Here is a 24,230-nt window from a genome sequence, read left to right on the forward strand (position 1 = left end):
AAGTAGTAAGTAATAAGTAAAAGAGAGCTTTGCGCTTGTATTTGAGTTTGAGTTTGAGTTTGAATTTGTATTTGAGTTTGAGTTTGAATTTGCAAACGCGTTATCGATTAATGACAATGTCGCTGTAATCCGAATTGATTACGATTTTTTTATTATTGTTTTTCTGAAGATGATATCCCTCAAAGGTGAGCACGTTTCCGTTTTGTGTTATACTTTTTTCAAAATTTTCCGGAATATCCACTTTTGAGGAACGGGCCGTTACTAAAAACGTAAAGGCCGGTTCGGGTACATTGCAGAACAATTCGGCGTTGTTTAGGGAAATATCCAAACGCTCAAAATCCTTCCCTATAAACTTGACCTGAAGCGGTCCAAAAGCGCTGGAAATCTGCGCTTTTTCCAACAAACGATGGATGGTAACGTCCGAGGAAGTGCTGCTAAGCTGCAGGTCTACCACTTCCCCTAGGTCTACCGCATCGGAATAATCGGCGCGTAATCGGCCCTCGTTCCATCGTTTTACCATCACCGGGGAGTATGACGCTACAATGGTGGTCTCCTTTCCCCCTATCGAAAAGGCATTTAAATTGGCATAGGCCAGATTTGCGTTGATATTTCTGGTGTTTTCGGCCAATTTGATCTCACCATGCCTTACGTTCATATTAATTTTTAGATTTTTGGGCATTTTTATGGTAATATACTTTTTGACCGTATAGTTTTTGGCTTCACCCTTTTTTGAGGAAATGTAGTAGCTGTTCGCTCTATTGCCCCTTTTGATCAGGTGTATTCTTTTGGCCCGTTCCGCGGCACGCCGTTTGGCCAGCGCCTCCGTTCTTTCTTCCAAGAGCGCTATACGTGCTTTAGTGCGTTCCGCATTGGCCGCGTTCCTTTCTTCAAGTCGTTTTTTTAGTGCCTTCTCCTTTTGTTTCTTTCTTTTAGTACGTTCTCTGGCCCTTTTCCCCCATCTTTTGATCTGCAGCTCATAGTCAGCATCAAAATTTTTAGAAAACTGCTCTTTCCATTCGTTTAAATAGGCCTCCCCATCTTTTTCAAACGCTTGGTAGTCAAAAGTTATTTCTGAAAGGGGCGGTATGGGCGGCATTTCATCCAGAATCGCCATATCGATCGCGACCCGATCAAAATTGATGTCCGGCAGACCGGTGTAAAACGAATCGATACGTATGCCGATATCACCACCCGATATATCGATTTCACGTACTTCGGGGCCCCAGTAAGAACGGTGCATGCTCCCGGTGCGGACCGATACTTTTTCACTATTTCCGCTGATGTTGATCCTGTTATTTTTAAAATACGCGTCGGCCTCCTCTTTTGTGGCACCCGTAACAACGATCGTTGCTTCTATGGCAATTTCGTCCTTGTCCCAAGTTTGAAATTCCACGTCGGTATTTTTGGTATTCAGGTCGAGTACCGTTTCGGTATTCACAAGAAAACGTTCTTGGTATTTTTTCGTCTGTTCTTGACCCCGAACCGCTGTGGTGATGAAACACAGCAGCACTAGGAGTCCCTTAAATTGCATTGTTACGGATCTGTTCATTTTTTGATGTATTTATGGTATTCAACTTCCTTTTTAATTTTTGCAATAATTGTAAGCGCAGCTCTAAGTTTTTGATCAATGCATTAATGGTTTGATCGTTAGGGCCCAATTCGTTCAGTTCTCTGTTCAGGTTCTCATATTCCGTATTCAAGCCTGACAACTGTTCCATAAAACTGTTCACCAATCCTTTGTTCCCTTCGGACAGCTCTATTTTCGATAGACCGAGGTGAATGCTGGCCAGGTAATAATCTTCCACCTTTTTTAAATCAGGGGACAGTTTTCCCAGTGATAAGGTATCCATAGTGCCCTTTTTCGTATGTTTTTCATGTTCTACCACGGCCGGGGGAGTTGTTCCCGGGGCATGGGACTTTTTTAATAGAAAATAACAGGCGATTCCGACGAGTATCGTAACCGTAGCAGCAATGCGGAACCGACGGCTCCCATGGGTTTTCCCTTCTGGCATCGTATGCTCCAATCGTTTCGCAAAACGTGCCTCGTGTCCGCTTTTTAAACGGCTCGAATCTTTCCCGTCTTCACGTTCATTTTTAAACAGCTCCCTTAAATCTTTCGCCATCTCAATGTGTTTTTAATAGTAATCTTAACTGCTCTTTCCCACGTAGCAAACGTGTTCTACAGGCGCTACCGCTTATTCCCAATATTTCGGAAATCTCGCTATGATCGTACCCTTCCACTAAAAAAAGTTGCGTTACGAAACGATAGGTATCCGGCAGACGTGCTATTGCTTTCCGTGCCATTTCGGCCGTTACGCTATCGGAAACGCTCCAATCATCTTCATCGCCGACCACCGCAAAATGTTCTTCCATGGGCACCGTTTGTTCTTTTTTGGACTTTAAAAAGTCGATGCTACCGTTGACCACGATGCGTTTTAACCAAGCCCCGAAGCTCACCTCTCCCTTATACTGGTCGATTTTGGAAAAAGCTTTTATAAAAGCCTCTTGCAAAACATCTTCGGCATCGTTCTCGTTTTTTAAAAAACGCATCGCCACTATAAACATACCGTCGCAATACTGGCGGTAAAGCTTCAATTGCGCCTTACGGTCGTTTTGCTTGCATCGCGCTACGAGATCGATTTGAAACATTGGCAAGTAGCCTAAATTTTGGTTGTTGTTATCTAAAGGACGGTCAAAAAAAAGCGATGTTGCAAAAAACAGTATTTTTAACAAAATTTAATGCTCAAGATTTGAAACAAGTTACGCTCAGCACCCCGTTCATCACCCTAATTGTTCTGGACTACGGTGCTATTATACAAAAACTGCTCGTAAAGGACGCTGCGGGAAAAACGTTGAACACGGTAATCGGTTATGACAATCCGAAAGAATATCTGAACGATACCGTTTTCCTGGGAGCTTGTGTCGGGCGTTTTGCAGGCCGTATCGCCAATGGGAGCTTTGAACTAGATCGCGAAACATTTAACCTCCATCAAGAAAATGGCGTACACCTACACGGGGGAAAAGAGGGTTTCGGTAAAAAATATTGGACGTTTGAAGAGGTAAGTTATGGCGACACCCCTTTTGTGACGCTATCCTATGAAAGCAAACATTTGGAAGAGGGATACCCAGGAAATTTAAAGGTTTCCGTTACGTATAAAATCGAAAACAATAGCCTTCATATCATCCACAAAGCGGTATGCGACCGTACGACAATAGTCAACCTTACCAATCACTCCTATTTTAGGTTGGACGATGCCCCCACCATCGAAAATTACCACCTGCAAATGGCGTGTAGCAACTATGTAGCGACCGACGATAAAAAGCTGCCCACCGGAGCAATACTTCCCGTTTCGAAAACGGAATTCGACTTTACCAGAAAACGCGCAGTAGGAAATACTGCCCTGGACACGCCTTTCCTAATCGACGCGGACAGTGAAACGGCCGCAAATTTGAGTTCTGAAAAGTCCCGTATCGGCATGACGGTGCGCACCGACCAACCGGCAATGGTGGTATATACCCCCGACAATATGCCGGCCATTTGTTTTGAGACCCAAAACCTGCCCGATGCCCCGAACCACGAAAATTTCCCGAGCAGCATGCTACGGCCCGGTAACACCTACACCAACAAATCGGAATTTATTTTCGATATTCTCTGATGGCCTAAATAAAAACGCGGTACGAGATTCGTAATCATTTGCCGTACGGCTGGTTTTACCGCAGTTTCGAGCTGTGGTAGATTTTATATTACGAAAAACGGGGTCCAACAAAAAGTAAAGGCATAGCCTTAAGTTGCCTATAATGGAGAGAAAAACAAAGTTCTCAATATGAAAGTGCCAATCCAAGAATAAACCAACTGGTCTAATTAAGATTTTTTATCTATATTTGAACCATGGGATATAAATATAACAAAGAAGATATTCTTAATGTTGGTTATGAAGTTTTTAGAAAAAATGGATACCACAATGTTGGTATCAATGAAATTCTCAAAGAATCCGGGATTCCAAAAGGTTCGTTTTACAACTTCTTTGAATCTAAAGAGGATTTTGCGCAACAAGTAATAAATCAATACGGGCTTTCAAACCAAAGTTTTATGGAAAAATTCTTTGAGGAATCCAGCCTTACTCCCATTGAATCGCTGAAAGCATTTTACGCAATGGTAATGGATATGAATGAGCAAGATAATTATGCTGGCGGTTGTTTGGTTAACAATATGAGCATGGAGGTCGGTCGTAATATCGATAATCTTGGTGCAGCGGCTAATCAACACTTTATAGGATGGTTAAACGTCCTTGCGCCTATAATAGATAAAGGTCAGAAGCTTGAGCAGATAACCACTGCCTATTCCCCAATGGAATTGGCCGAATACCTGCACGCAGGATTTTACGGTGCGCTATCGCGAACTAAAGTCACTAGGTCAAGAGTATATATGGATATTTGGCTGGATATTACTTTTAACCTTATCAAAACATAAAAAAATTTAAATTTAAATTAAACAGAACAGTCTAATTATTAATATGAACAGAATGAAAAACCTATTGAAACTGTCAAGCCTTATAATAATCATAAGCCTTTCCCAATCTTGTAAATCGATTGACCTAAGGACAACCGCACTAAAATCAAATTCAATAATCAATTCCGAACAAAAAGGGAAAATACTCCTAAATGAGGCTAAAATAATAATGGGTTATGATAAACTTGCCAATACAGAAGTCTACGAGGCGAATACAAAATTTGATTGGAATGGTGCCTGGTTGTTAATGCCAATGAATGCTTTTCCAGGCAATAATGGAAACGCGCTCCAACTTCGCTTAGCTACCAATAGTTTTGATGGTCAAGTAGAATACTTGGAAGGTCGAAAAGAAAGTACTATACAAGGTGTTCAGTCCTGGCAAGGATATAAAAAAAAATCGAACGGCGATTATCTTAAACTACACGAACACGATAGATACATTTGGGGATTGGCCACCTATCATTACTTAATGGAAGCGCCAATGCACTTGCCGGACGCGGAAATTATTAGATATGCGGGAACGAAAGAACTTGAGGGGATTGTGTATGAAACAGTATACGTTACTTGGGGAAGTGAAGAACCAAACAAGAAGTTCGATCGCTTTTTAGTCTATATCAACCCAAAAACAAAATTCATTGATTTGTTGGAAGTTACTATAAATGATTTCTTTATAACGATGCCCAAAGGTTTGCGACACGCAACGGCAAGATATGAACGAAAAGAAACAAGTATAGGTGCTTACCTGCCAAGTAACATTATAATTCAACTAAAGGGACCTAAAAAATTAGAAAGCAAGGTATATAGTATCTCCTTAGATAATTATCGGTTCAACTCATTTGACAAGGAATTGCTTTATCCCATAGATGGATTAAAGTCTTATGGATTCTCAAAACCAACTAAACAATAGAATCAATGGTAAAGAAAAAAGCAATAGCATCGGCATTCCCATTTAAATCCAATTATCAAGAAGTTCTCCAATCCAAAATTCATTACGTAGATGAAGGAAATGAGAATTCCGAACACACCTTTCTCCTACTTCATGGAAATCCCACATCGAGTTATCTATGGCGAAACATCATCCCATACCTTTCACCATTAGGGCGCGTAATCGCTCCAGATTTAATAGGTATGGGGAAGTCAGGTAAACCTGATATAGATTACACGTTTAAGGACCATATAGCATATATGGATGCTTTTATGAATAAAATGGAGTTAAATAACATCATTTTCGTAATTCAAGATTGGGGTTCGGGTATTGGATTTCATTATGCAAACCGCTTCCGTAAAAAAGTTGCCGGTATTGTTTTCCTCGAAGCTATTGTTAGGCCCATTACCTGGAGCGACGCAAACATTATTGAGCGCTTTATTTTCAAACGATTCAGGCATCCAAAGAAAGGTTACAAGATGATTGTAAAGAATCACTTTTTTGTCAATCGATTCTTGCCAATGATGACAGGTAGAAAATTGACCACGGAAGAAATGGAGTACTACAGAGCGCCATACATAGAAGAAGCGCATCGCAAACCACTTTTTGTATGGCCATCTCAAATTGCAATAAGCGGAACCCCAAAATTTAGCACGGACATTATACAAGCATATAATGATTATCTCCCTACTTCGGAAGTTCCAAAATTAATGTTTCACGTTAAGCCAGGAATGATCATTAAACCGAAAGAAGCTAAACAAATTATAGCTACTTGGAAAAACTTAACCGCAATCAATTTAGGAAAAGGGAAACACTACATACAAGAAACACATCCTCACGAAATTGGAGAAGGAATAGTAGTGTGGTACGGGAAGAAATTTAAAAACTGAAAAAATGAACAGATTTATAAAAGGTTTAACCTACGGTTTTAGTAGAAACTTAGGAAAAAAAGATAGAATAATCAGAGCAATTATTTCTATGGCTATAATTGCTTCTTGGTATTTCGGTGTAATAAGTGGTGTTCTAGGTATTGTGTCGGGAATATTAGCAATTATGGTATTGGGAACTGCTGCAACAGCAAGGTGTGGTATTAATTATATGGCTAACATATCTACGGTACCTAAACATGAACAGGAACATCTATCAAAAAAAGGTATAAAGTTTGAAAAATAATCTATTTGAAAAAATATGAAAGGAGTTGAATTTATTGAGATAGGGGCACAGAAGTGCTTAACATTGTAGAAAGGGAAATACCTGTTCCAAAAGAAAACAAAATCGTCATAAAAGTAAAAGCCGCTGGCCTGAACGGAGTCGAATAACTTTTCTTTAAGGATTAGTATCTTTTCCAGCCTAACTCCCATCATTGTTAGGTCTTGAAGCAGCGGGTATCATTGAGAAAGTAGGTTCCAATATAGATGGTTTTGGAAAAAGAGAAGAAGTATTTTTGACACCAAATATTACTCCCACAGAATATGGGTTTCTTAGAGAATACGTAGTTGCTCCCATACAAGCCGTTATCAAAAAGCCCAAGAACATATCTTTTAAAAAAAGTGCAGCAATTTGGATGGCTTATGGAACCGCTTATGCAGCATTGATATTAAATGGTAGTTTAAAAAAGAGCTCGGACAAACTGTTCTTGTTTCAGCAGCAAGTTCAGGTTTAGGTGTAGCAGCCATTCAATTAGCAAAAAGCTCTATCGCAAAAGTAATAGCTACCACAGGAACAGGATCAAAAGAGAGAATTTTTAAAAGAACAAGGCGCAGATTTAGTTATCGCCTATGAAGTAGAAAACTTCACGGAATCGGTAAAAGATTTCACAGCGGGAATAAGGATTTGATATAGCAATGGACGCCATTGCCGATACGGACTTCTTTAACTACCTAGTCGAAGCGTCCAGCTTTGAAGTTACTATTTTGGTTTACGGTGCTTAAGCGCTGAATCCAATACCCGCAATTCCTCTGTTCCCTTTATTGATAAAAGGCATTCGTATCGTTGGTCTTCATTGTGTTTTTTAAACTTTAGAAGTAGAATCTCGTTTTGCACTAATGAAAAACCATGTATTAAGAGGTTTAGAAACCAAAAAATACAAACCAATTATAGCTACTACATCCGAATTGAAAGACATAAAAAAGGCATATGAGCATATGGCTTCAAATCAAAAAAAAGGAAAAATAACACTAACTTTAGAAAAGTAAGTCTGCCTTTTTCTTAAATCATACTATTCACGATCAAAATTAATAACAACAACTATTGTGGGTAACAAGGCGTCAAAAACACCGGCATTAACGAAATCCATTAGGTTTGCGCTTTTTTGATATCTTTCTTGAATCAGAAAAAAGCATAGAATTTAAATCTTCAACTTTTATAAACCCTCCTTTACGGTCATAATGTTTAACCAATACTAGCTGAAAAAGAAACGATGCATTTGTGCTATTTCAAAGTTAAAATGGTATTAGTATCTTAGGGATACAAAACCAAAAGCAATGAAATTCTTAAAATGGTTTTTCATAGGAATCATGGCGATGGGCCTGTTGGGGTACTTTGTGGGATATCCCTATATGAAGGAAAAGACCAAAAAGCACAGTCCCCAACAAACTACAAGCTATAAAGGAGATGGGGTACAGCTCGCGGTAACCTATTCCAGCCCATCCAAAAAAGGGCGTGCCATTTTCGGCAATTTGGTACCCTATGGCGCCGTTTGGCGTACCGGGGCAAATGAACCGACGACCTTTAGTACCAACACCGATATTCAAATCGCGGACCAAAAGTTGGCCAAGGGCACCTACTCCTTATGGACCATCCCAACTGAGGAAAAATGGACCATTATTTTCAACAGGGAAGTACCGGATTGGGGCGTAACGTTTTTGAGCGGTGGTACGGAAACAACCCGGAATTCCGAAAAAGACGCTTTACGGTGCGAAATCATGCCCGAAGCCACAAAAAAAATGGTGGAACGGTTCACGATCGAGTTTGAGGAAAGCCCACAATTGGCGATGATCCTTTCTTGGGAAGAGACCCGGGTACGCATCCCTTTTAACATTGTACGGTGAAGGAACGCAAGAACATCGACCCTGAAAACGTCTCAAAAATCCAGGGAAAGCGAAAAGAAACCCTTTCGGACGAGATGCTTTTTAACGGCCTCGTCCAAGGAAATAAAACGATGCTTTCCCGGGCCATAACACTCATAGAAAGTACCAGCCCCGCCCATAAAAAACGGGCCAACGCCCTAATAGAAAGATGTTTGGCCCAAGAAGATCAGTCCTTACGAATCGGCATTACCGGAGTACCCGGGGTCGGTAAGAGTACCTTTATCGAAGCGTTCGCAAAACGCCTAACCGATATGAAAATGAAGGTTGCCGTATTGGCCGTAGATCCTACCAGCCAAAAAAATAAAGGCAGTATCATGGGGGACAAAACGCGCATGCCCGAGCTCAGCAAAAACGAGCACGCTTTCATACGCCCTTCCCCATCTGGACAATCTTTAGGAGGTGTTGCCAGAAAAACACGCGAAACCATAATGCTTTGCGAAGCGGCCGGATATGATGTCGTACTGGTCGAAACCGTAGGTGTAGGCCAAAGTGAAACCATGGTACATGGCATGGTCGATTTTTTTCTACTGCTTAAACTCGCCGGTGCGGGCGATGAACTACAAGGCATCAAAAGAGGTATCATTGAAATGGCCGATACCATCGTAATCAACAAAGCGGACGGCGATAATTTAAAAAGGGCAAGATTGGCCCAACAGGATTTCAAACGGGCCTTACAACTTTACCCACCAAAAGAAAACGGTTGGGTCCCCGAGGTGTGCTGTTGCTCCGCATTGGAAAAAACCGGGATTTCCCAACTTTGGGAGCTTATGGACGCCTATTTTAAAAAAAATAAGGAAACCACTTTTTTTCGTTCCAAACGCGCCCATCAAAATCGGGAATGGCTTCTACAGACCATAGAGGAGCGATTGAGGGACGACTTTTATACACATCAAAAAATCCGTGATGCATTGGAACGTTACATTGTTGAAGTATCCGACGGAAAACTATCGCCTTTCTCCGCTGCGGAACGGCTGTTGAAACTTAAAAATGAGGGCAAGAAACCTTGATACGGTGTCGATACACCAATAAACTTGGCACCACGCCCTAGCAGGGGGGAGCAAAAAGTACCGTCATCATAATTTATGTATTTCGCTAAACTGGCCTCCCATTGATAAAAAACATACCTTTAGCGGCGTTTTAAAAACAACCTATGAATCTCGTCACCGATGCGCTTTTATCCATAGTGGTACCCTTGTATAATGAAGAGGACAACGTGGTATTGCTCACCCAAAAAATTCATGAAAGTCTTGCCGGGTATCAATATGAAATTATTTATATCGACGACTTTTCAAGGGATCGCACCGGGGCCACCGTTAAAAAGATGGACGATCCCAAGGTGCATTTGATCGAATTGAAAAAAAACTACGGCCAAAGTTTAGCACTCGCTGCGGGTATCGATTATGCCCATGGAGAATATATCATTACCATGGATGGAGACCTGCAGAACGATCCCAGTGATATTCCGGATATGTTGCAACATGCAGTACATGACGATTATGACGTGGTTACGGGCATCCGCCAAAAAAGAAAGGATTCGTTCGTTAAAAAGATACCGTCTAAAATTGCCAATTTCCTAGTTCGGAGGGTCACCAAAATGGATATTAAGGATAATGGGTGTGCCTTAAAGGTCTTTACCAAGGATATTGCCAAGGAGCTGAACCTCTATGGTGAAATGCACCGTTTTATAAATCTTTTGGCCTATCTGGAAGGTGCGCAGATCAAACAAGTACCGGTAAAACACCATGCCAGACATTCCGGGGTATCCAAATACGGATTGGAGCGGGTTTTTAAGGTGGTCGCCGATATGATGTTGTTGTTGTTCATACGAAAGTACTTTCAACGGCCCATTCACCTGTTCGGTATTTTTGGGTTTTTACTCATCCTGATCGGTGTCTTTATCAATATCTACCTCTTGTTTGTCAAATTTTACATGGGTCAGGATATTGGTACCCGGCCGTTGCTCATTTTTGGGTTGATGTTCATTCTTGCGGGCATTCAACTGTTTACCATTGGCATCGTTATGGAACTGTTGATCCGTACCTATTACGAATCCCAGAACAAAAGACCCTACCGCATCAAAAAGGTAACCGTTGGCAAAAATGGCGCGTAAGCAACTGATTACCCTGCTGAAGGTACTGGTAAGCGGAGGATTACTGTACTTTGTTTTCACCAAGATCCCATTGGCCGATATTGTGCCCGTACTACGCAAGGCAAAACCCTTTTACCTTTTGTTCGCGCTGCTTTTTTTTATCGTTTCCAAAGTCGTTGCGGCGGCACGTCTGAACTGTTATTTCCGTCAGATCGACATATTCCTTACCCAAAAGAGCAATCTTAAACTGTACCTATTGGGTATGTTCTACAACCTTTTTCTTCCGGGAGGTATCGGAGGGGACGCCTATAAGGGCTATGTGATCAAGCAACGTTTTGAAACAGCCACAAAAAAGGTGGTCGCCGTATTGCTGTTAGATCGGTTGAGCGGGCTGCTGTTGCTCTTGGTATACGCCTGTTTATTGGCCTTTGCCATGGATATCCCTTATTTAACGGATTTCAAATGGGCGCTGCTGCTATTGCCCCTTTTGGCGGTTTTGGTTTTTTGGGGATTGAACAAACGCTTTTTTAAAAGTACCCTACCCGTATTTTGGCCTTCTTTTGGTTTTTCCGCGCTAGTACAACTCGCTCAGTTGTTTGCGGTCTACTGTATTTTAAAGGCACTTGCTATCTCCATACATGGTGTGGCCTATATGTTCATATTCTTGATTTCCTCTATCGTTTCGGTAATACCGTTGACCATAGGCGGTATCGGTAGTCGGGAACTGACCTTTCTGTACGGTGCCGACTTCCTTGGCCTACAGGAGGACACCTCAGTGGCCATAAGCTTAGTCTTCTTTTTGATTACCGCTTTTGTATCGCTCTTCGGATTGGTATACCATTTTAAAAAACCGGAACTTGAAGTAAAAGGAAAGTAATACCCTGTTTCAACTTTGAAATGGTATAACGGCTACAATAATCCATTCTAAATTTGAAGTGTAGCGCAACGCCACGGAACATCAGTATATATGGATCAGATGCATTTTTTCGACCACTTTGTTGCGGGTAGCCGGATTTAGGAACGTAGCCTGTAAACGGGTGATCCTAAAGTGGTCCTTTGAAAATTGTCGGTCCCAGTCCATACCCTCTTCGCTCAGCTGTTTCAATTCCTCCGTTGTGGCATATACCCAAACGTTCTTTTTGGCCTTGATATCCTGTAAAGAAGAGATCTTGACCGGCTCTTGGTTATAAAAATCCATTGCCCAAGAATGTTTTTCGGACAATTTGTAGATGCGATCAACGGGAATCTGCTCTTCATCCACCGTTTTTGCCATTTCACTTCCCGCTTGATACTTCAACAGGGAGGGATAGAAATGCATGTTCAACACCACGTTCAACAACAGGGAGCTCAAGGCGGCGATGGTAATGATCCTAAGGTAATAGGCCTCTCGTTTTAGACAGAAATAAATAATCATTATAAAGGAGGCCCCCAAGGCCAGGGAGGCGATCAGATGTTCGAACTTAAATACCAAAAAGCAGATCAATACCGTAGCGATGAATACCACCCCAAGTACAAAATACTGTACGCCCAACACAAACTTGATCGTTTTTGCCTTTTGATATTTGTACAAACTATGCAGGTAAGAGGCCGATAATACCGAAAACAATGGAATGGTAATGTTCAAATAATGTGGTAGTTTGAACTGGGCAAAACTGATCAACACAAAAATCAGAAGGGCACCGCCCAAGGTCAACAGTTCATACTTTGGACGATATGCCAAACGCATTTTAAAGAAGGCCTTTATCCTACTTCCTATGGCCATAATTCCAATAATGGTCCACGGTAAAAAGACCCATAAAAAGGTGTGGAAAAAGAAAAAATAATCACTGCTGTTCTTTCCCATACCCGTGCCGGTCATCCGTTCAAAGCTCTGTTCCCAAAAAATAAAGAGGATACCGCTACGGTTGGATCGCCCCCTAATGATTTTTTCGGGATGTAGATCGAACTGATGATAGTATGCATATAACATTGGGGCCACGGTCAATGCAAACACCGCAAAGGCCAACAATACCTTCCAACTTAAAAAGCGTTTCCACATACGGGCATAGGCGATGTGGCATAATATGGGCAGCGCAATCACCACCAACGCAATCTGTCCTTTGGTAGAAAAAGCCAGTCCCGCTCCTATCGCTCCCAATAGAATAGATTGTAACGTCCTTTTTTGGATATAAATGCTCAGCTGCCAAAGGGAAAATATGGTCAACCCTGTTAGCACCGCATCCGTACGAACATCGATTACGGATAAAACGATGGTTTGACTGGTCAAAAAAATTAGGGCAGAAAGCTTGCCGGTATCCGTGTTGTACAACGTTTTACCGAGGCCATAGCAACTGTAGGCGCCCAAAAAAGTAATGAGCATTGCTGGAATTCTGTAGGCCCAATCGAAGGCCCCAAAAACTTTTAGGGATAACGCGGCCAACCAATAATGCATATGGGGTTTATCGAGGTATTCCTGTGGTCCTTTGAATAGGCTTAAAAAGTCATTTTCCCGGACCATCCGCAGTGCCATGGTCGCAAATTGGGCCGAATCGTTTTCGAAAAGTGTAACAAACATGCCCGCTACATACACCAGAGCGGTCAGTGCCAATAAAAACCAGTACCTTCTATTCGATATCATCGGATGTCTCTGTGTAACACAAAGATAACCAACTTTGCAAATAACCATCCAAAAATAGTACCTATCAGGGTTCCCGTTAGCACGTCCAAGGGAAAATGGACACCTATGTATATCCTGCTATAGCCAACCATTATGGCCCAAGCAAACAGCATAAAACCAATTATTTTTTGATTCGATTTCAAAATACCGGTAAAGAATACTACGAGTGCCATTATGTTCGCGGCATGGGCCGAAAAGTACCCGAACCTACCCCCGCAATACGGCTTCACCAAACGTACCAGTGTACCAATATCAGGGTCGTGGCACGGTCGTAGCCGTTCAAAACCATATTTAAAAAGGTTCGCGAGTTGGTCGGTAGCCAAAATCATTAAGGCCACCCCTAGCAACACAATACCCATTTTTTTTAGCCCAAATCGGCGATAACCCAAAAAAAGCAATAGCGCATAGGTCATTATGGCAACAAAACCCAACTTGTTGGTCAGCCCCATCCAAAAACCGTCCCAAGCGGGACTTCCCAAGCCATTTAAAAAGAGGAATAGTTCTTTATCCTGTTGTAGTAACTGTTGCAACATGGCACTCAATCTTCGTAACGTGCCACTTCCCTATCATAAAATGCGGTCGCTTCCCGAATCAGGTTCTCCGCCTCGGTCTCCAGTTCTTTTTCGTCTTCCATACTAAAATCTTCCAGCCATTCCACCTCATCGTCCTCCAAATTGATTACAAATCGCGGGTATTCGGTATGTACGATATAAATGCCATCGGGATAGTCGGTATTATCGCCCAACAAAAACTTTGGTAACTCCATAGTGTATTATACTTGTCGCCCGGCAATCAGGCGGGTGGTCAAAAAATTAAATCGAAGATACAACATTAGGGCCGATGCACTAAGTCCTATCAAAAGACCGATCCAAATTCCCGTGCTTTTTAAATCGGTATGCAGGCAGAGGTAGTAAGAAATGGGAAAACCGATCAACCAATAGGCAACAAAGGTAATCGCAGTAGGTATCTTCACGTCCTGCAACCCTCGTAGCGCCCCAAGGACCACTACTTGTATGCCATCGCTAATTTGAAAAAATGCGGCTACCAACAATAGTTGTGCGGCCATGGCCAGCACCGTGGCATTATCGCTGCCATGCAAGAGATCGTCCGCACTCAGGTACAGGGTGGGGAACCATTCCCTACCGAACAGGAACAGCAGGGCAAATACTACTTCGATCAAAAACGTCATAAAAAATATCGACTGCCCGATCCGCCGAAGTTCCTTAAAGTCGCCCAATCCCTTTTGGTTGCCCACTCGGATCATTGCCGCAACACCCAGCCCCATTCCGAACATGAAGGTCATGCTGCTAAGGTTCAACGCAATTTGATTGGCGGCCTGGGCATTTTTACCCAATACCCCGCTCAGCCAAATTGCCGCGGTAAAAATACCCACCTCAAAGAACATTTGTAGGGCCGATGGAAAACCAAGGGCAATAATCTTTTTCATGACCCTTTTTTCGATTTTCCTAAAATTGAACCCGGTAACGTAGGCCTTAAAGGTTTTGCGTTTTTTCATAAGGTACCAAATGAACCCGACCATAAAAATCCGCGAAGCCAAGGTACCGATCGCTGCACCGACCACTCCTAACTTAGGAAAGCCGAAGGTCCCAAAAATGAAAAGATAGTTGAGAAGGACGTTCAACAGATTGGCGATGATCGTGGAATACATGGGGTATTTGGTCTGCGACAGGCCTTCCGAAAATTGTTTGAATGCCTGAAAAATGGTCAAAGGCACCAAGGATAGGGCTACCAGATCCATATAGGGCAAGGCCAGGGCCACCACTTCCGGAGGTTGATCCATATGGTACATCAACGGTCTACAGAGCAATATCAGAAAAAAAAGGGAAAGGCCCAATACGGTACAAAGCACCAAACCGTGCTTTAGGGCGTTTTTTGCGTTTGCCGCATTTCCCGACCCGTCGGCCTCGGCGACCAAAGGGGTAATGGCCGTAGAAAAACCGATACCCAAGGACATGGCAATAAAAACAAAACTGTTTCCAAGGGATACGGCCGCCAATTCGGCAGTACCCAAACGGCCAACCATAAGATTATCGGCAAAGGCCACAAAGGTATGGCCCAGCATTCCAGTGATCACTGGCAATGCCAGACGGGCATTATACTTAAATTCTTTGGTATACTTATGGAACAAGTGCAGTTGTGGTTTAAAGGTCTTATACCATTTCTGGTATTAAAATTTACGCTCTATGATCTCTTTCATACTCACATCCTGATAATTCCTTTTCACAAAATCGAGGGCAAGATCTAACACCTCCCCCATACGTTCGCATTTTTTAAAATTGATGTCAAGGGTAAGCTCATAAATCTGATTTTTTAGGGTACTCACGTTCTCAGGGTTCGAAATCATATCGTTTTTACATATTTCCCTGAGTTTTTTGATGCGGTTCCCGGAACTCAAGATGCGTTTGGCAACGATGGATCGCTCTTCTACCTTATACTGGTCCACGGAATTTCGCTGTAACTTGCCCCGTACCAATTCTACCATTAAAAAGTTTTCTTTAAAAAACTGTGGGCGGTACACCTTTAGTTTTCCCTCAAAACACTGTTGATCAAAGTCGATCGCCCTTATTCGGTACACCACATGATCAAAATCATGTACGGGTACGATCACATAGTTGTAAGACCGCATATCGCCCAGCAAACGAATCATGCAACGTTCGTTGAATTTTACGAACTCCTTTGCCAATTGAGACTTTTCGCGCTCCGTACATTTTGGTAAAAAATCCTTAATGAACACATCTCCAGGAATACCGGCGATATGCTCTTCGATCAGCGTATCCTTATATACCAAAAAGTTAAGGTTGTAGGGAGAGAGCATATGTTCCAGTTCAAGCCCGTAAACCCGTGAGGCATCGGTCTTTTTTACATAGAAGTATATAAAATTGTCGTTCAATATGTTCCTGACCTTGATCCGAAAGGGTTTGGAGTTGCCAAAGGTGCAATAATCCACGGCATCCACGTTCAAATACGGGGTAATGCCGTTGCTACCGTCGGAATGTAAAATGGAATAGACCTTTTTCAGGCTACGATCGATTTCTTCCCGCTCCATTTCCGAATAAAAAACGCGTACCCAAAGGGTATCGTTGTCATCTTCATCATAGACCACAACGGAACCCGAAAAACGCAAAAGATCTTCATAAAAAATCGGAATCTCAATTTTACGACTATACTGCCCCAGATACACATCGAGCCTTTCGTTAACGGGAAAGGCCGGCTTTTTCTTCGACATTAATTTTTCTTCGGACATAATCGTTCGTTTCTTTGGTACGGGCGAAAAAAGGTCCATCGTTCCCGCAATACGGAAGCATAAAAAATGCACCTTAAAAAAAGCGTGCGCTTCTTGTAACAAAACTACGCTTTCTTCGTCAAGTAGACAGCAACCACTTAAAACCGATTTCAATTGAGCACAATTCTATCCGTAAAAAACCTTACCAAACGATTTGGTGCACTGGTTGCCGTAAATAACCTTTCTTTTGAAATAGAAAAAGGAAATGTTTATGGTATTCTTGGTCCGAACGGGAGTGGCAAATCCACGACATTGGGTATCGTGCTGAACGTGGTAAACCGTTCTGCCGGGGAGTTTTCCTGGTTCGATGGGGCCACCTCAACGCATGAAGCGCTAAAAAAGGTGGGGGCCATTATCGAACGACCAAACTTTTACCCCTACATGACGGCCTTGCAAAACCTGAAATTGGTTTGCAAAATAAAGGAAGTACCTGATACGAAGGTTGAGGAAAAGCTGGCTTTAGTAGGGTTGCTGGAGCGAAAAAAAAGCAAATTTCGCACCTATTCCCTTGGTATGAAGCAACGATTGGCCATTGCATCGGCCCTGCTCAACGACCCCGAAATCCTAATATTGGACGAGCCTACCAACGGCCTTGACCCACAGGGCATCCATCAAATCCGGGAAATCATAAAAAAAATCGCTGCGGAGGGCACCACAATTCTCTTGGCATCGCATTTATTGGACGAGGTAGAAAAAGTGTGTAGCCATGTGGTCATTTTAAGAAAGGGCAAAAAATTATACTCGGGCTCGGTGGACGGCATGTTGGCCAGTCATGGCTTTTTTGAGCTAAAGACCGAACAGGCGGAAGCCTTGACCCGCTATTTAACGAACCACAGTGATTTTGGGGAACTCAAAAATGAAAACGGTATGATCACTGCTTTTCTAAACCAGGAAATGGCGGCTGATGCCCTGAACCGGGAACTGTTCGAAAAAGGTATTTTTCTTTCCCATCTGGTCAAACGAAAACAGAGTCTGGAAGAACAGTTCCTTACGTTAACAAAGAACCAAAGCTAGGAAACCGATGATACGTTTATTACATATAGAATTCATAAAGCTTTGGAACAATAGGGCCAGTAAAATACTGATCTTATCCTATTTTATACTGCTCACTTCCATTGCTTTTGTGGCGGCTATCAAATTTGATATCGGTCCGGTAAAGTTCCATTTGGCGGAACAGGGCATCTTCAACTTTCCGTACATCTGGCATTTCAACAGTTTTGTTGCCGCTTTTTTCAAACTGTTTTTGGCGATCGTTATCGTATCCATGATGGCGAACGAATACAGCAACAAAACCATTAAACAGAATTTGATCGATGGGCTCTCCAAAAAGGAGTTCATTTTATCCAAGTTCCTTACGGTAACGTCCTTCGCATTGATTTCAACGATATTCGTTTTTATCGTTACGCTGATACTCGGACTGATCTATTCCGACTATAACGAAATTTCCATTATTTTTTCAGATCTCGAATTTTTGTTCGCCTTTTTTGTAAAGCTCGTAGGCTTCTTCTCCTTCTGTCTTTTTCTGGGGATTTTTGTAAAACGATCTGCCTTTGCCCTCGGGTTTCTGGTGTTGTGGCTGATTGTGGAGCAATTGCTTTTTGGACTGTTGGGCTGGAAGCTCATGTCGTGGGAGAATGCCAGGATCGTCAAGGATTTTTTCCCCTTACAATCGATGACCAATTTGGTACAGGAGCCCTTTTCCCGTTTAGGGGCCGTTAAATCGGTAGCCGATCAAATTGGCGAAAAACTGGAGTTGGACTACGCCGTACACTGGTATCAGGTTTTAATAGTGCTCTTGTGGACCGCCGTATTCGTTTACCTGTCCTACGCATTACTTCGGAAGCGGGATCTTTAATTGTCCTTTAGGCCTTTTGGTACATTTCGGTCTTGTCAACGAACTATGGAGAGCGCAGTTTTATCATACCGTAAACACATTAATGACGACTACTGAAAAACTAGGGCCAGTCCAAGACCTTTTGATGAGGGCCTTACTTTGAGCGCGGTACCCTTCTTTATATTTCGATTATAGGTAGCAACGGCTTTTGTTTTGTTTTTTGAGCTCCGTATTAAAAAGACCAGCGCGGTTGCGCTTGTCACTATTCCACCGATAGCCGATAAGATATTGACTTCATTATTGGATATATTGCGGCAATTCCAGATACCAAATCCTGTTCCCAATACCAGGGAAGTATATGCCAACGTTTCAGAAGTCTTGGCCTTTTTCCAAAACAAATTGGCTTCCGTATCGGTCCTTAACGTTTCCAAAAACCTTTCTTTTCCAACTTCTTCATCGTTTTCGTAATAGAACAAACGCCAAAAACCACTTTTGACCTCCAATTCTTGTCCAAAAACGTTGGCCATTGAAGATAGAACAATTGTCAATAGTACCGTTAGGTGTACTAATCGAATCATAAATTCCAGTAATCTCGTTTTCGATAGGCAATATAATTCAAAATGATGGAAGCGTTTTCAATTCTTTTGATTCGTACGCTTCACTTCGGTCGCATTCATTTGGGTGGTATACCATTTTAACTTCGAACTGCTATAAAATGGACAAATAACGAACTTCAAGTGCCTACAGATTGTGGGGAAAAACATTTGCATTATCTTGTACATCCATTTCCCTCGAATGAAAAAAATGCTGCTCATACTATTGCTGTTTGGTCCCGTTGCCGTTTGGTCGCAGGGCGCCAGCGATTGTATCGATGCCATTACGGTATGCGGCAATAGTCGCATCAGCTCCAATGCCTCGGGTTTTGGCGTTCAGGAACTCGATGCCACTTCCAATCCCTGCACCTTTGAAGAAAGCAACAGCCTTTGGCTACGTATGAACATCGGCCAATCCGGAGATTTGGAGTTTACCATAACTCCCGTGAACAACAGCATTGGTGTGGATTACGATTTTTACATTTTTGGGCCCGATTTTAGTTGCGGCAATACCAACGCACCGATACGGTGTTCCACTACCAACCCACAACAAGCGGGCCTTGGGAGCAATACTACCGGACTTCGAAGCAATGAATCGGATACTTCCGAAGGACCGGGCGAATTGGGCAACAGTTTTGTGTCCTCCCTCCCCGTACTGGCCGGTGAAACCTATTATTTAATGATTGATCGCCCAATCGGAAACGGTGGTTTTGACTTGGATTGGAAGGGGACCGCCGATTTTGTGGAACAGCCCATCATTACCGGGGAACCGGACCCTATCGCCTTGTGTTTTACGCAAATCGGAGCTCCGGTAGACCTGACCCAAAATCAAGATCAGATCGCCACGGGAGCCTCCCTACAGTTCGAATATTATAGCACCTTGGCCAATGCCTTTGATGGAACGGACGCCATCGGCGACCCTTCTTCCTTTCCCATTGACGCCACCACCAGCATATTCGTAAAGACCATAGGACCCGATACTTGTTTTGACATCACCGAACAACCCATCCTGATGGATCCACCGATTACCAAAACATTTGAATATGTGGCGTGCGACCCCGACGAAAACGGTAGCGAGAGTTTTCAGATCAGCCAAATCATTGCAGATGTGCAAAACAGTATTGCCTCCCCTATCAATTATTCGGTAACCGTACACCCTACCCCTGCCGACGCAACAAATGGTATCAATGCCATTGCGACGGCTACCTACGAAGCGCCCGACGGAACCTTATATGCCAGGGTGATTTGGACTCCGGACCCGAGCTGCTTCGATGTCGTGGACGTCAATCTGAGGGTAGTGCCCAGCCCGATCCGGGTTCCCGACGAGCTGGTGCAGTGCGATGTAGATCTGGCCAACGAACTGGACGGCATTACCGCTTTCAACCTGGACCAGTTGTTCGCCGATATTGAAGCGACCAATTTTCTTTATCTTTTTTACGAAACGGAGCAAGATCGCGACAACAACGATCCCATCGCTGATTTTTCCAACTTCACCAACGGCACACCTGTCAACCAGACCATATATTACCGCGTACTGACCGACGTTTGTGAAACTTTGGGCGAGGTATTGCTGACGGTAAATCCTGCCCCGGTGCGCACCAGTGTACAAAGTCCGCTGATCGTCTGCGATGAAGACCAGGAGGATGATGCCTTGACCGGAAGTTTTGACCTGAACCTGTTCGGACAAAATACCTATCCAGGTTCCGAAACTGCATTTTATGCTACGCTGGAGGATGCCAAATTGGAACAAAACCCACTTTTCGATAGTTATCTTTCCGAAGATACCACCGTATATGTGCGTATTGAGGAAAACAACGATTGCGAGGGAATCGAGGTGGTAGAGCTACTGGTAAATCCGCTGCCGGAAATCAGTTTTAACAGATCTTTTTTCATTTGCACCGATAACCCGGTGCTGTCCTTGGAAGCACCTCCAGGTTATGACGGCTATTTATGGACGGCCCTCGACACCAATGGGGCGGCGGAAATATCCGATCAGCGAACGGCAACCTTTGATAGCCCGGGCAACTACCGGCTAACGGTAAGCCAGACGTTCGTTAATAGCGGACAGACCATTAGCTGTTCCAACGATGCCGATTTTACGATCGCCCCATCCAATGCCGCTATAATAGAACGTATCGACCTCACCGATGCTTCGGACAACAACACCGTAGCTATTATTGTCAATGGAGCCGGTGATTACGAATACAGTATCGATGGCGAGGAGTATCAAGATGCCAATTTTTTTGCAAATATCCCACCGGGTACGTTGGAGCTTTACATACGGGACAAAAACGGTTGTGGCATAACCGAGGAAACGATTACGGTGTTGGGCTATCCAAAGGTATTTACCCCCAATGGCGACGGTATAGGGGATTTTTGGCAGCTTATCGGAGTGGATCCTTCCGTTGAACAAAACACTACCATTAGCATTTATGATCGGTATGGCACCCTGATCAATCGTTTTCGGGCTGATGAAAACGGATGGAGCGGCAATGCCAACGGCAGGCCCATACCCCCTTCGGACTATTGGTTTGTAGCAAACATTGACGGGGAACGGGAGTTTAAAGGCCATTTTACCCTTAAAAGATAACTGTCCGTTTTTTGACCTTGTGCCCGACCGTTGAATGTTCACAACTAAAGCGGGAATAACGCTGGTCTATCCCTTGTTAGCACAGTGCTTTTTGTATTTTTAAGTCTTCAAAAAAGCTTTGACCATTTTAACATCAGAAATGGTATTAAACCGCATAACATATGAAATTTAAGGTCGTATCGGATTTTAAACCTACCGGAGATCAGCCCCAGGCCATTAAACAACTTGTGGAAGGCATGGAAAGTGGCGAACAATATCAAACCCTTTTAGGAGTGACCGGCTCGGGAAAAACGTTTACCGTGGCCAATGTTATCGCCGAAACCCAACGCCCCACATTGATCCTGGCCCATAACAAAACACTTGCGGCCCAGTTGTACTCGGAGTTCAAACAATTTTTTCCTGAAAATGCCGTAGAGTATTTTGTATCCTATTACGACTATTACCAACCGGAGGCGTTCATCCCCACCTCTGGACTCTATATCGAGAAAGACCTTTCCATTAACGAGGATATTGAAAAGCTACGCCTGAGCACCACCTCTTCGCTGTTATCGGGACGAAGGGACGTACTCGTGGTGGCTTCCGTTTCCTGCCTGTACGGTATCGGGAACCCTATCGAATTTCAGAAAAACGTGATTCAGATCAAAAAAGATCAAGTGATCGCCCGTACCAAGTTTTTACACCAATTGGTGCAAGGGTTATATTCCAGGACCACGGCAGATTTTAGAAACGGGAACTTTAGGGTAAAAGGAGATGTCGTAGATGTATTCCCGGGCTATGCCGACCATGCGTTCCGAATTCATTTTTTTGGGGACGAAGTTGAGGAAATCGAGGCGTTCGATCCCTTTAACAATACCGTAATTGAAGTGTACGAAAGCCTGAACATCTATCCGGCGAACATGTTCGTTACTTCGCAGGACGTGCTTCAAAATGCAATACACCAAATACAGGACGACCTGGTCAAACAGATCGACTACTTTAAGGAAATAGGCAAACCACTGGAAGCCAAACGTTTGGAAGAACGTACAAATTTTGATCTGGAAATGATCCGGGAACTGGGGTATTGCTCGGGAATCGAGAACTATTCCCGTTACCTGGACGGCCGTGCCCCTGGAACGCGACCTTTTTGTTTGTTGGACTATTTTCCGGACGATTACCTTATGATCATCGACGAAAGCCATGTTACCATCCCACAGGTACATGCCATGTATGGTGGGGACCGTTCCCGAAAGGTAAACTTGGTGGACTATGGATTCCGCTTACCGGCCGCTATGGACAATCGCCCCTTAAAGTTTGAGGAGTTCGAAGCCTTGCAACATCAGGTTATCTATGTTAGCGCCACCCCGGCGGATTATGAACTAAAACTGAGCGAGGGCGTTTTTGCGGAACAGATCATTCGCCCCACGGGACTGTTAGATCCCATTATTGAAGTACGGCCCAGTCTTAACCAGATAGATGACCTGGTAGAGGAAATACAACAACGGGTAGAAAAAGACGAGCGTACCTTGGTGACCACCCTCACCAAAAGAATGGCGGAAGAATTGGCCAAGTACCTTACCCGCATCAATGTGCGCTGCCGATATATCCATAGTGATGTGGACACCTTGGAGCGGGTAGAGATCATGCAAGACCTTCGAAAAGGTATTTTTGACGTGCTGATCGGGGTTAACCTTTTGAGGGAGGGACTCGATCTTCCGGAGGTATCCTTGGTGGCAATCATCGACGCCGATAAGGAAGGTTTTTTGAGGAGTAATCGTTCGCTCACACAGACGGTCGGACGTGCTGCAAGACACCTCAACGGAAGGGCCATCATGTATGCCGATAAGGTGACCGAAAGTATGCAGAAAACGATCGATGAAACGGAGTACCGCAGGGAAAAACAAATTGCGTATAATAAGGCGCATAACGTAACGCCAAAAGCACTCAATAAAAGTTTGGATAGCGCCTTGGCAAAAAACTCTGTTTCTACCTACCATTTTCAAAAAGAAGAACTGAGGGCGGCAGAACCCGAACTCGAATACATGACCAAAGAACAGTTGGAAAAAATGATTCGCGAAAAACGGAAGGCGATGGAAAAAGCGGCCAAGGATCTGGACTTCATGGAAGCGGCAAAATTAAGGGACGAAATAAAAATGCTTCAAGAAAAGGTGTAAAAACACTGTGGACAGCTCAAAAAAACGATAATTCAACCATAACTTCACCTTCTTAATTTTAATATTCTGGATTGTAAATAGTTGAATGTATTTTTTAGATTAGTCTAAATCTAATATAAATAGCGTTTTAGGTAATTTTTCGGCAGCATTCCATCAAAGATAACCAAAATTTCACAAACCCCTACCCTTGCGGTTTTCACCTCTTGTCCACCGTCTCCCCTTCACATTTTCAAGTCCAAAAAAAACGCCTCCGTCCAAGAAAAATATTTTTTTGGCATTCCAAAATTACCCCGTTCGTATAGTCGAATCCATCCCGAAAACGAAACCAAAAAGAAAAGCGGACCGACCTAAAAACGTTTGCAAAATGGATCATATCCATCAAAAAAAGCGTCTTGACCATGCGGTCAAAACGCCTTAAAAACACTACCAATTTAAAATCATTTTTATACTTAAAAAAGCATAAAAACATCCACTTCAAAAAACAACCTTT

Annotated in this window: 23 protein-coding genes; 14 read left to right on the top strand and 9 right to left on the bottom strand. The window is 43.2% G+C overall.

Annotated features, from left to right (window positions below; genetic code table 11):
- Positions 1–100: 100 nt before the first annotated feature.
- Genes ACRD7P_RS02465 through ACRD7P_RS02475 form a run of 3 tightly spaced genes read right to left on the bottom strand, consistent with a single transcriptional unit; the run spans position 101 to position 2,649 of the window.
- The gene (locus ACRD7P_RS02465) at positions 101–1,549 is read right to left on the bottom strand and encodes a hypothetical protein (protein WP_430905894.1); all 1,449 of its coding nucleotides are present in this window, start codon (positions 1,547–1,549) and stop codon (positions 101–103) included.
- On the bottom strand, positions 1,521–2,123 hold the full coding sequence (locus ACRD7P_RS02470; RefSeq protein ID WP_430905895.1) for a hypothetical protein: 603 nt from the start codon (positions 2,121–2,123) through the stop codon (positions 1,521–1,523). Before ACRD7P_RS02470 ends, ACRD7P_RS02465 begins: the two co-directional genes overlap by 29 nt.
- Position 2,124: 1 nt before the next feature.
- Positions 2,125–2,649 (bottom strand): RNA polymerase sigma factor, encoded by a 525-nt coding sequence (locus ACRD7P_RS02475; protein ID WP_430905896.1) that lies wholly within the window; start codon positions 2,647–2,649, stop codon positions 2,125–2,127.
- A gap of 101 nt (positions 2,650–2,750) precedes the next feature.
- Between ACRD7P_RS02475 and ACRD7P_RS02480 the strand changes: the two genes are divergently transcribed.
- From ACRD7P_RS02480 to ACRD7P_RS02525, 10 genes are all read left to right on the top strand, one after another.
- Positions 2,751–3,656, top strand: a complete 906-nt coding sequence (locus tag ACRD7P_RS02480; RefSeq protein ID WP_430905897.1) for an aldose epimerase family protein — start codon at positions 2,751–2,753, stop codon at positions 3,654–3,656.
- Positions 3,657–3,889: 233 nt separating this feature from the next.
- Positions 3,890–4,471 (top strand): TetR/AcrR family transcriptional regulator, encoded by a 582-nt coding sequence (locus ACRD7P_RS02485; RefSeq protein WP_430905898.1) that lies wholly within the window; start codon positions 3,890–3,892, stop codon positions 4,469–4,471.
- Between the two features lie 52 nt (positions 4,472–4,523).
- Positions 4,524–5,417 carry a DUF6503 family protein gene (locus ACRD7P_RS02490; protein ID WP_430905899.1) on the top strand — a complete coding sequence of 298 codons (894 nt, stop codon included), beginning with the start codon at positions 4,524–4,526 and terminating at the stop codon, positions 5,415–5,417.
- 5 nt (positions 5,418–5,422) lie between these two features.
- Positions 5,423–6,325, top strand: a complete 903-nt coding sequence (locus ACRD7P_RS02495) for a haloalkane dehalogenase (RefSeq protein ID WP_430905900.1) — start codon at positions 5,423–5,425, stop codon at positions 6,323–6,325.
- Positions 6,326–6,329: 4 nt separating this feature from the next.
- On the top strand, positions 6,330–6,608 hold the full coding sequence (locus ACRD7P_RS02500) for a YgaP family membrane protein (protein WP_430905901.1): 279 nt from the start codon (positions 6,330–6,332) through the stop codon (positions 6,606–6,608).
- Positions 6,609–6,798: 190 nt separating this feature from the next.
- The gene (locus ACRD7P_RS02505; protein WP_430905903.1) at positions 6,799–7,098 is read left to right on the top strand and encodes a hypothetical protein; all 300 of its coding nucleotides are present in this window, start codon (positions 6,799–6,801) and stop codon (positions 7,096–7,098) included.
- Between the two features lie 820 nt (positions 7,099–7,918).
- The gene (locus tag ACRD7P_RS02510) at positions 7,919–8,485 is read left to right on the top strand and encodes a DUF2911 domain-containing protein (protein ID WP_430905904.1); all 567 of its coding nucleotides are present in this window, start codon (positions 7,919–7,921) and stop codon (positions 8,483–8,485) included.
- Complete coding sequence (gene meaB, locus ACRD7P_RS02515) at positions 8,482–9,531, top strand: methylmalonyl Co-A mutase-associated GTPase MeaB (RefSeq protein WP_430905905.1); 1,050 nt, start codon at positions 8,482–8,484, stop codon at positions 9,529–9,531. Before ACRD7P_RS02510 ends, meaB begins: the two co-directional genes overlap by 4 nt.
- 143 nt (positions 9,532–9,674) lie before the next feature.
- On the top strand, positions 9,675–10,634 hold the full coding sequence (locus ACRD7P_RS02520) for a glycosyltransferase family 2 protein (protein WP_430905906.1): 960 nt from the start codon (positions 9,675–9,677) through the stop codon (positions 10,632–10,634).
- The gene (locus tag ACRD7P_RS02525) at positions 10,624–11,490 is read left to right on the top strand and encodes a lysylphosphatidylglycerol synthase transmembrane domain-containing protein (protein ID WP_430905907.1); all 867 of its coding nucleotides are present in this window, start codon (positions 10,624–10,626) and stop codon (positions 11,488–11,490) included. The genes ACRD7P_RS02520 and ACRD7P_RS02525 overlap by 11 nt, the downstream gene beginning before the upstream one ends.
- An 81-nt stretch (positions 11,491–11,571) precedes the next feature.
- Here ACRD7P_RS02525 and ACRD7P_RS02530 read toward each other — a convergent pair whose 3' ends face one another.
- Genes ACRD7P_RS02530 through ACRD7P_RS02550 form a run of 5 tightly spaced genes read right to left on the bottom strand, consistent with a single transcriptional unit; the run spans position 11,572 to position 16,534 of the window.
- A complete protein-coding gene (locus ACRD7P_RS02530; RefSeq protein ID WP_430905908.1) occupies positions 11,572–13,230 on the bottom strand; it encodes an ArnT family glycosyltransferase in 1,659 nt (552 codons plus the stop codon).
- Positions 13,227–13,802: a phosphatase PAP2 family protein gene (locus ACRD7P_RS02535; protein WP_430905909.1), complete on the bottom strand. Its 576-nt coding sequence runs from the start codon at positions 13,800–13,802 to the stop codon at positions 13,227–13,229. The genes ACRD7P_RS02530 and ACRD7P_RS02535 overlap by 4 nt, the downstream gene beginning before the upstream one ends.
- Before the next feature lie 5 nt (positions 13,803–13,807).
- Positions 13,808–14,035 (bottom strand): hypothetical protein, encoded by a 228-nt coding sequence (locus tag ACRD7P_RS02540; protein WP_430905910.1) that lies wholly within the window; start codon positions 14,033–14,035, stop codon positions 13,808–13,810.
- Positions 14,036–14,041: 6 nt separating this feature from the next.
- A complete protein-coding gene (locus tag ACRD7P_RS02545) occupies positions 14,042–15,418 on the bottom strand; it encodes an MATE family efflux transporter (RefSeq protein ID WP_430905911.1) in 1,377 nt (458 codons plus the stop codon).
- Between the two features lie 39 nt (positions 15,419–15,457).
- Positions 15,458–16,534, bottom strand: a complete 1,077-nt coding sequence (locus ACRD7P_RS02550; RefSeq protein ID WP_430905913.1) for a hypothetical protein — start codon at positions 16,532–16,534, stop codon at positions 15,458–15,460.
- 153 nt (positions 16,535–16,687) lie between these two features.
- Between ACRD7P_RS02550 and ACRD7P_RS02555 the strand changes: the two genes are divergently transcribed.
- Positions 16,688–17,587 carry an ABC transporter ATP-binding protein gene (locus ACRD7P_RS02555; RefSeq protein ID WP_430905914.1) on the top strand — a complete coding sequence of 300 codons (900 nt, stop codon included), beginning with the start codon at positions 16,688–16,690 and terminating at the stop codon, positions 17,585–17,587.
- 7 nt (positions 17,588–17,594) lie between these two features.
- Positions 17,595–18,428, top strand: coding sequence for an ABC transporter permease (locus ACRD7P_RS02560; RefSeq protein ID WP_430905915.1), 834 nt, complete (start codon positions 17,595–17,597; stop codon positions 18,426–18,428).
- A gap of 89 nt (positions 18,429–18,517) precedes the next feature.
- Here ACRD7P_RS02560 and ACRD7P_RS02565 read toward each other — a convergent pair whose 3' ends face one another.
- Positions 18,518–18,985: a hypothetical protein gene (locus ACRD7P_RS02565; RefSeq protein ID WP_430905916.1), complete on the bottom strand. Its 468-nt coding sequence runs from the start codon at positions 18,983–18,985 to the stop codon at positions 18,518–18,520.
- Between the two features lie 226 nt (positions 18,986–19,211).
- Here ACRD7P_RS02565 and ACRD7P_RS02570 point away from each other — a divergent pair, with 226 nt between their 5' ends.
- Positions 19,212–21,590: a T9SS type B sorting domain-containing protein gene (locus ACRD7P_RS02570; RefSeq protein ID WP_430905917.1), complete on the top strand. Its 2,379-nt coding sequence runs from the start codon at positions 19,212–19,214 to the stop codon at positions 21,588–21,590.
- A 161-nt stretch (positions 21,591–21,751) separates the two neighbouring features.
- Complete coding sequence (uvrB, locus tag ACRD7P_RS02575; RefSeq protein WP_430905918.1) at positions 21,752–23,740, top strand: excinuclease ABC subunit UvrB; 1,989 nt, start codon at positions 21,752–21,754, stop codon at positions 23,738–23,740.
- Positions 23,741–24,230 lie beyond the last annotated feature (490 nt).

It is taken from the genome of Maribacter sp. 2-571, assembly GCF_050589625.1.
GTDB lineage: Bacteria > Bacteroidota > Bacteroidia > Flavobacteriales > Flavobacteriaceae > Pelagihabitans.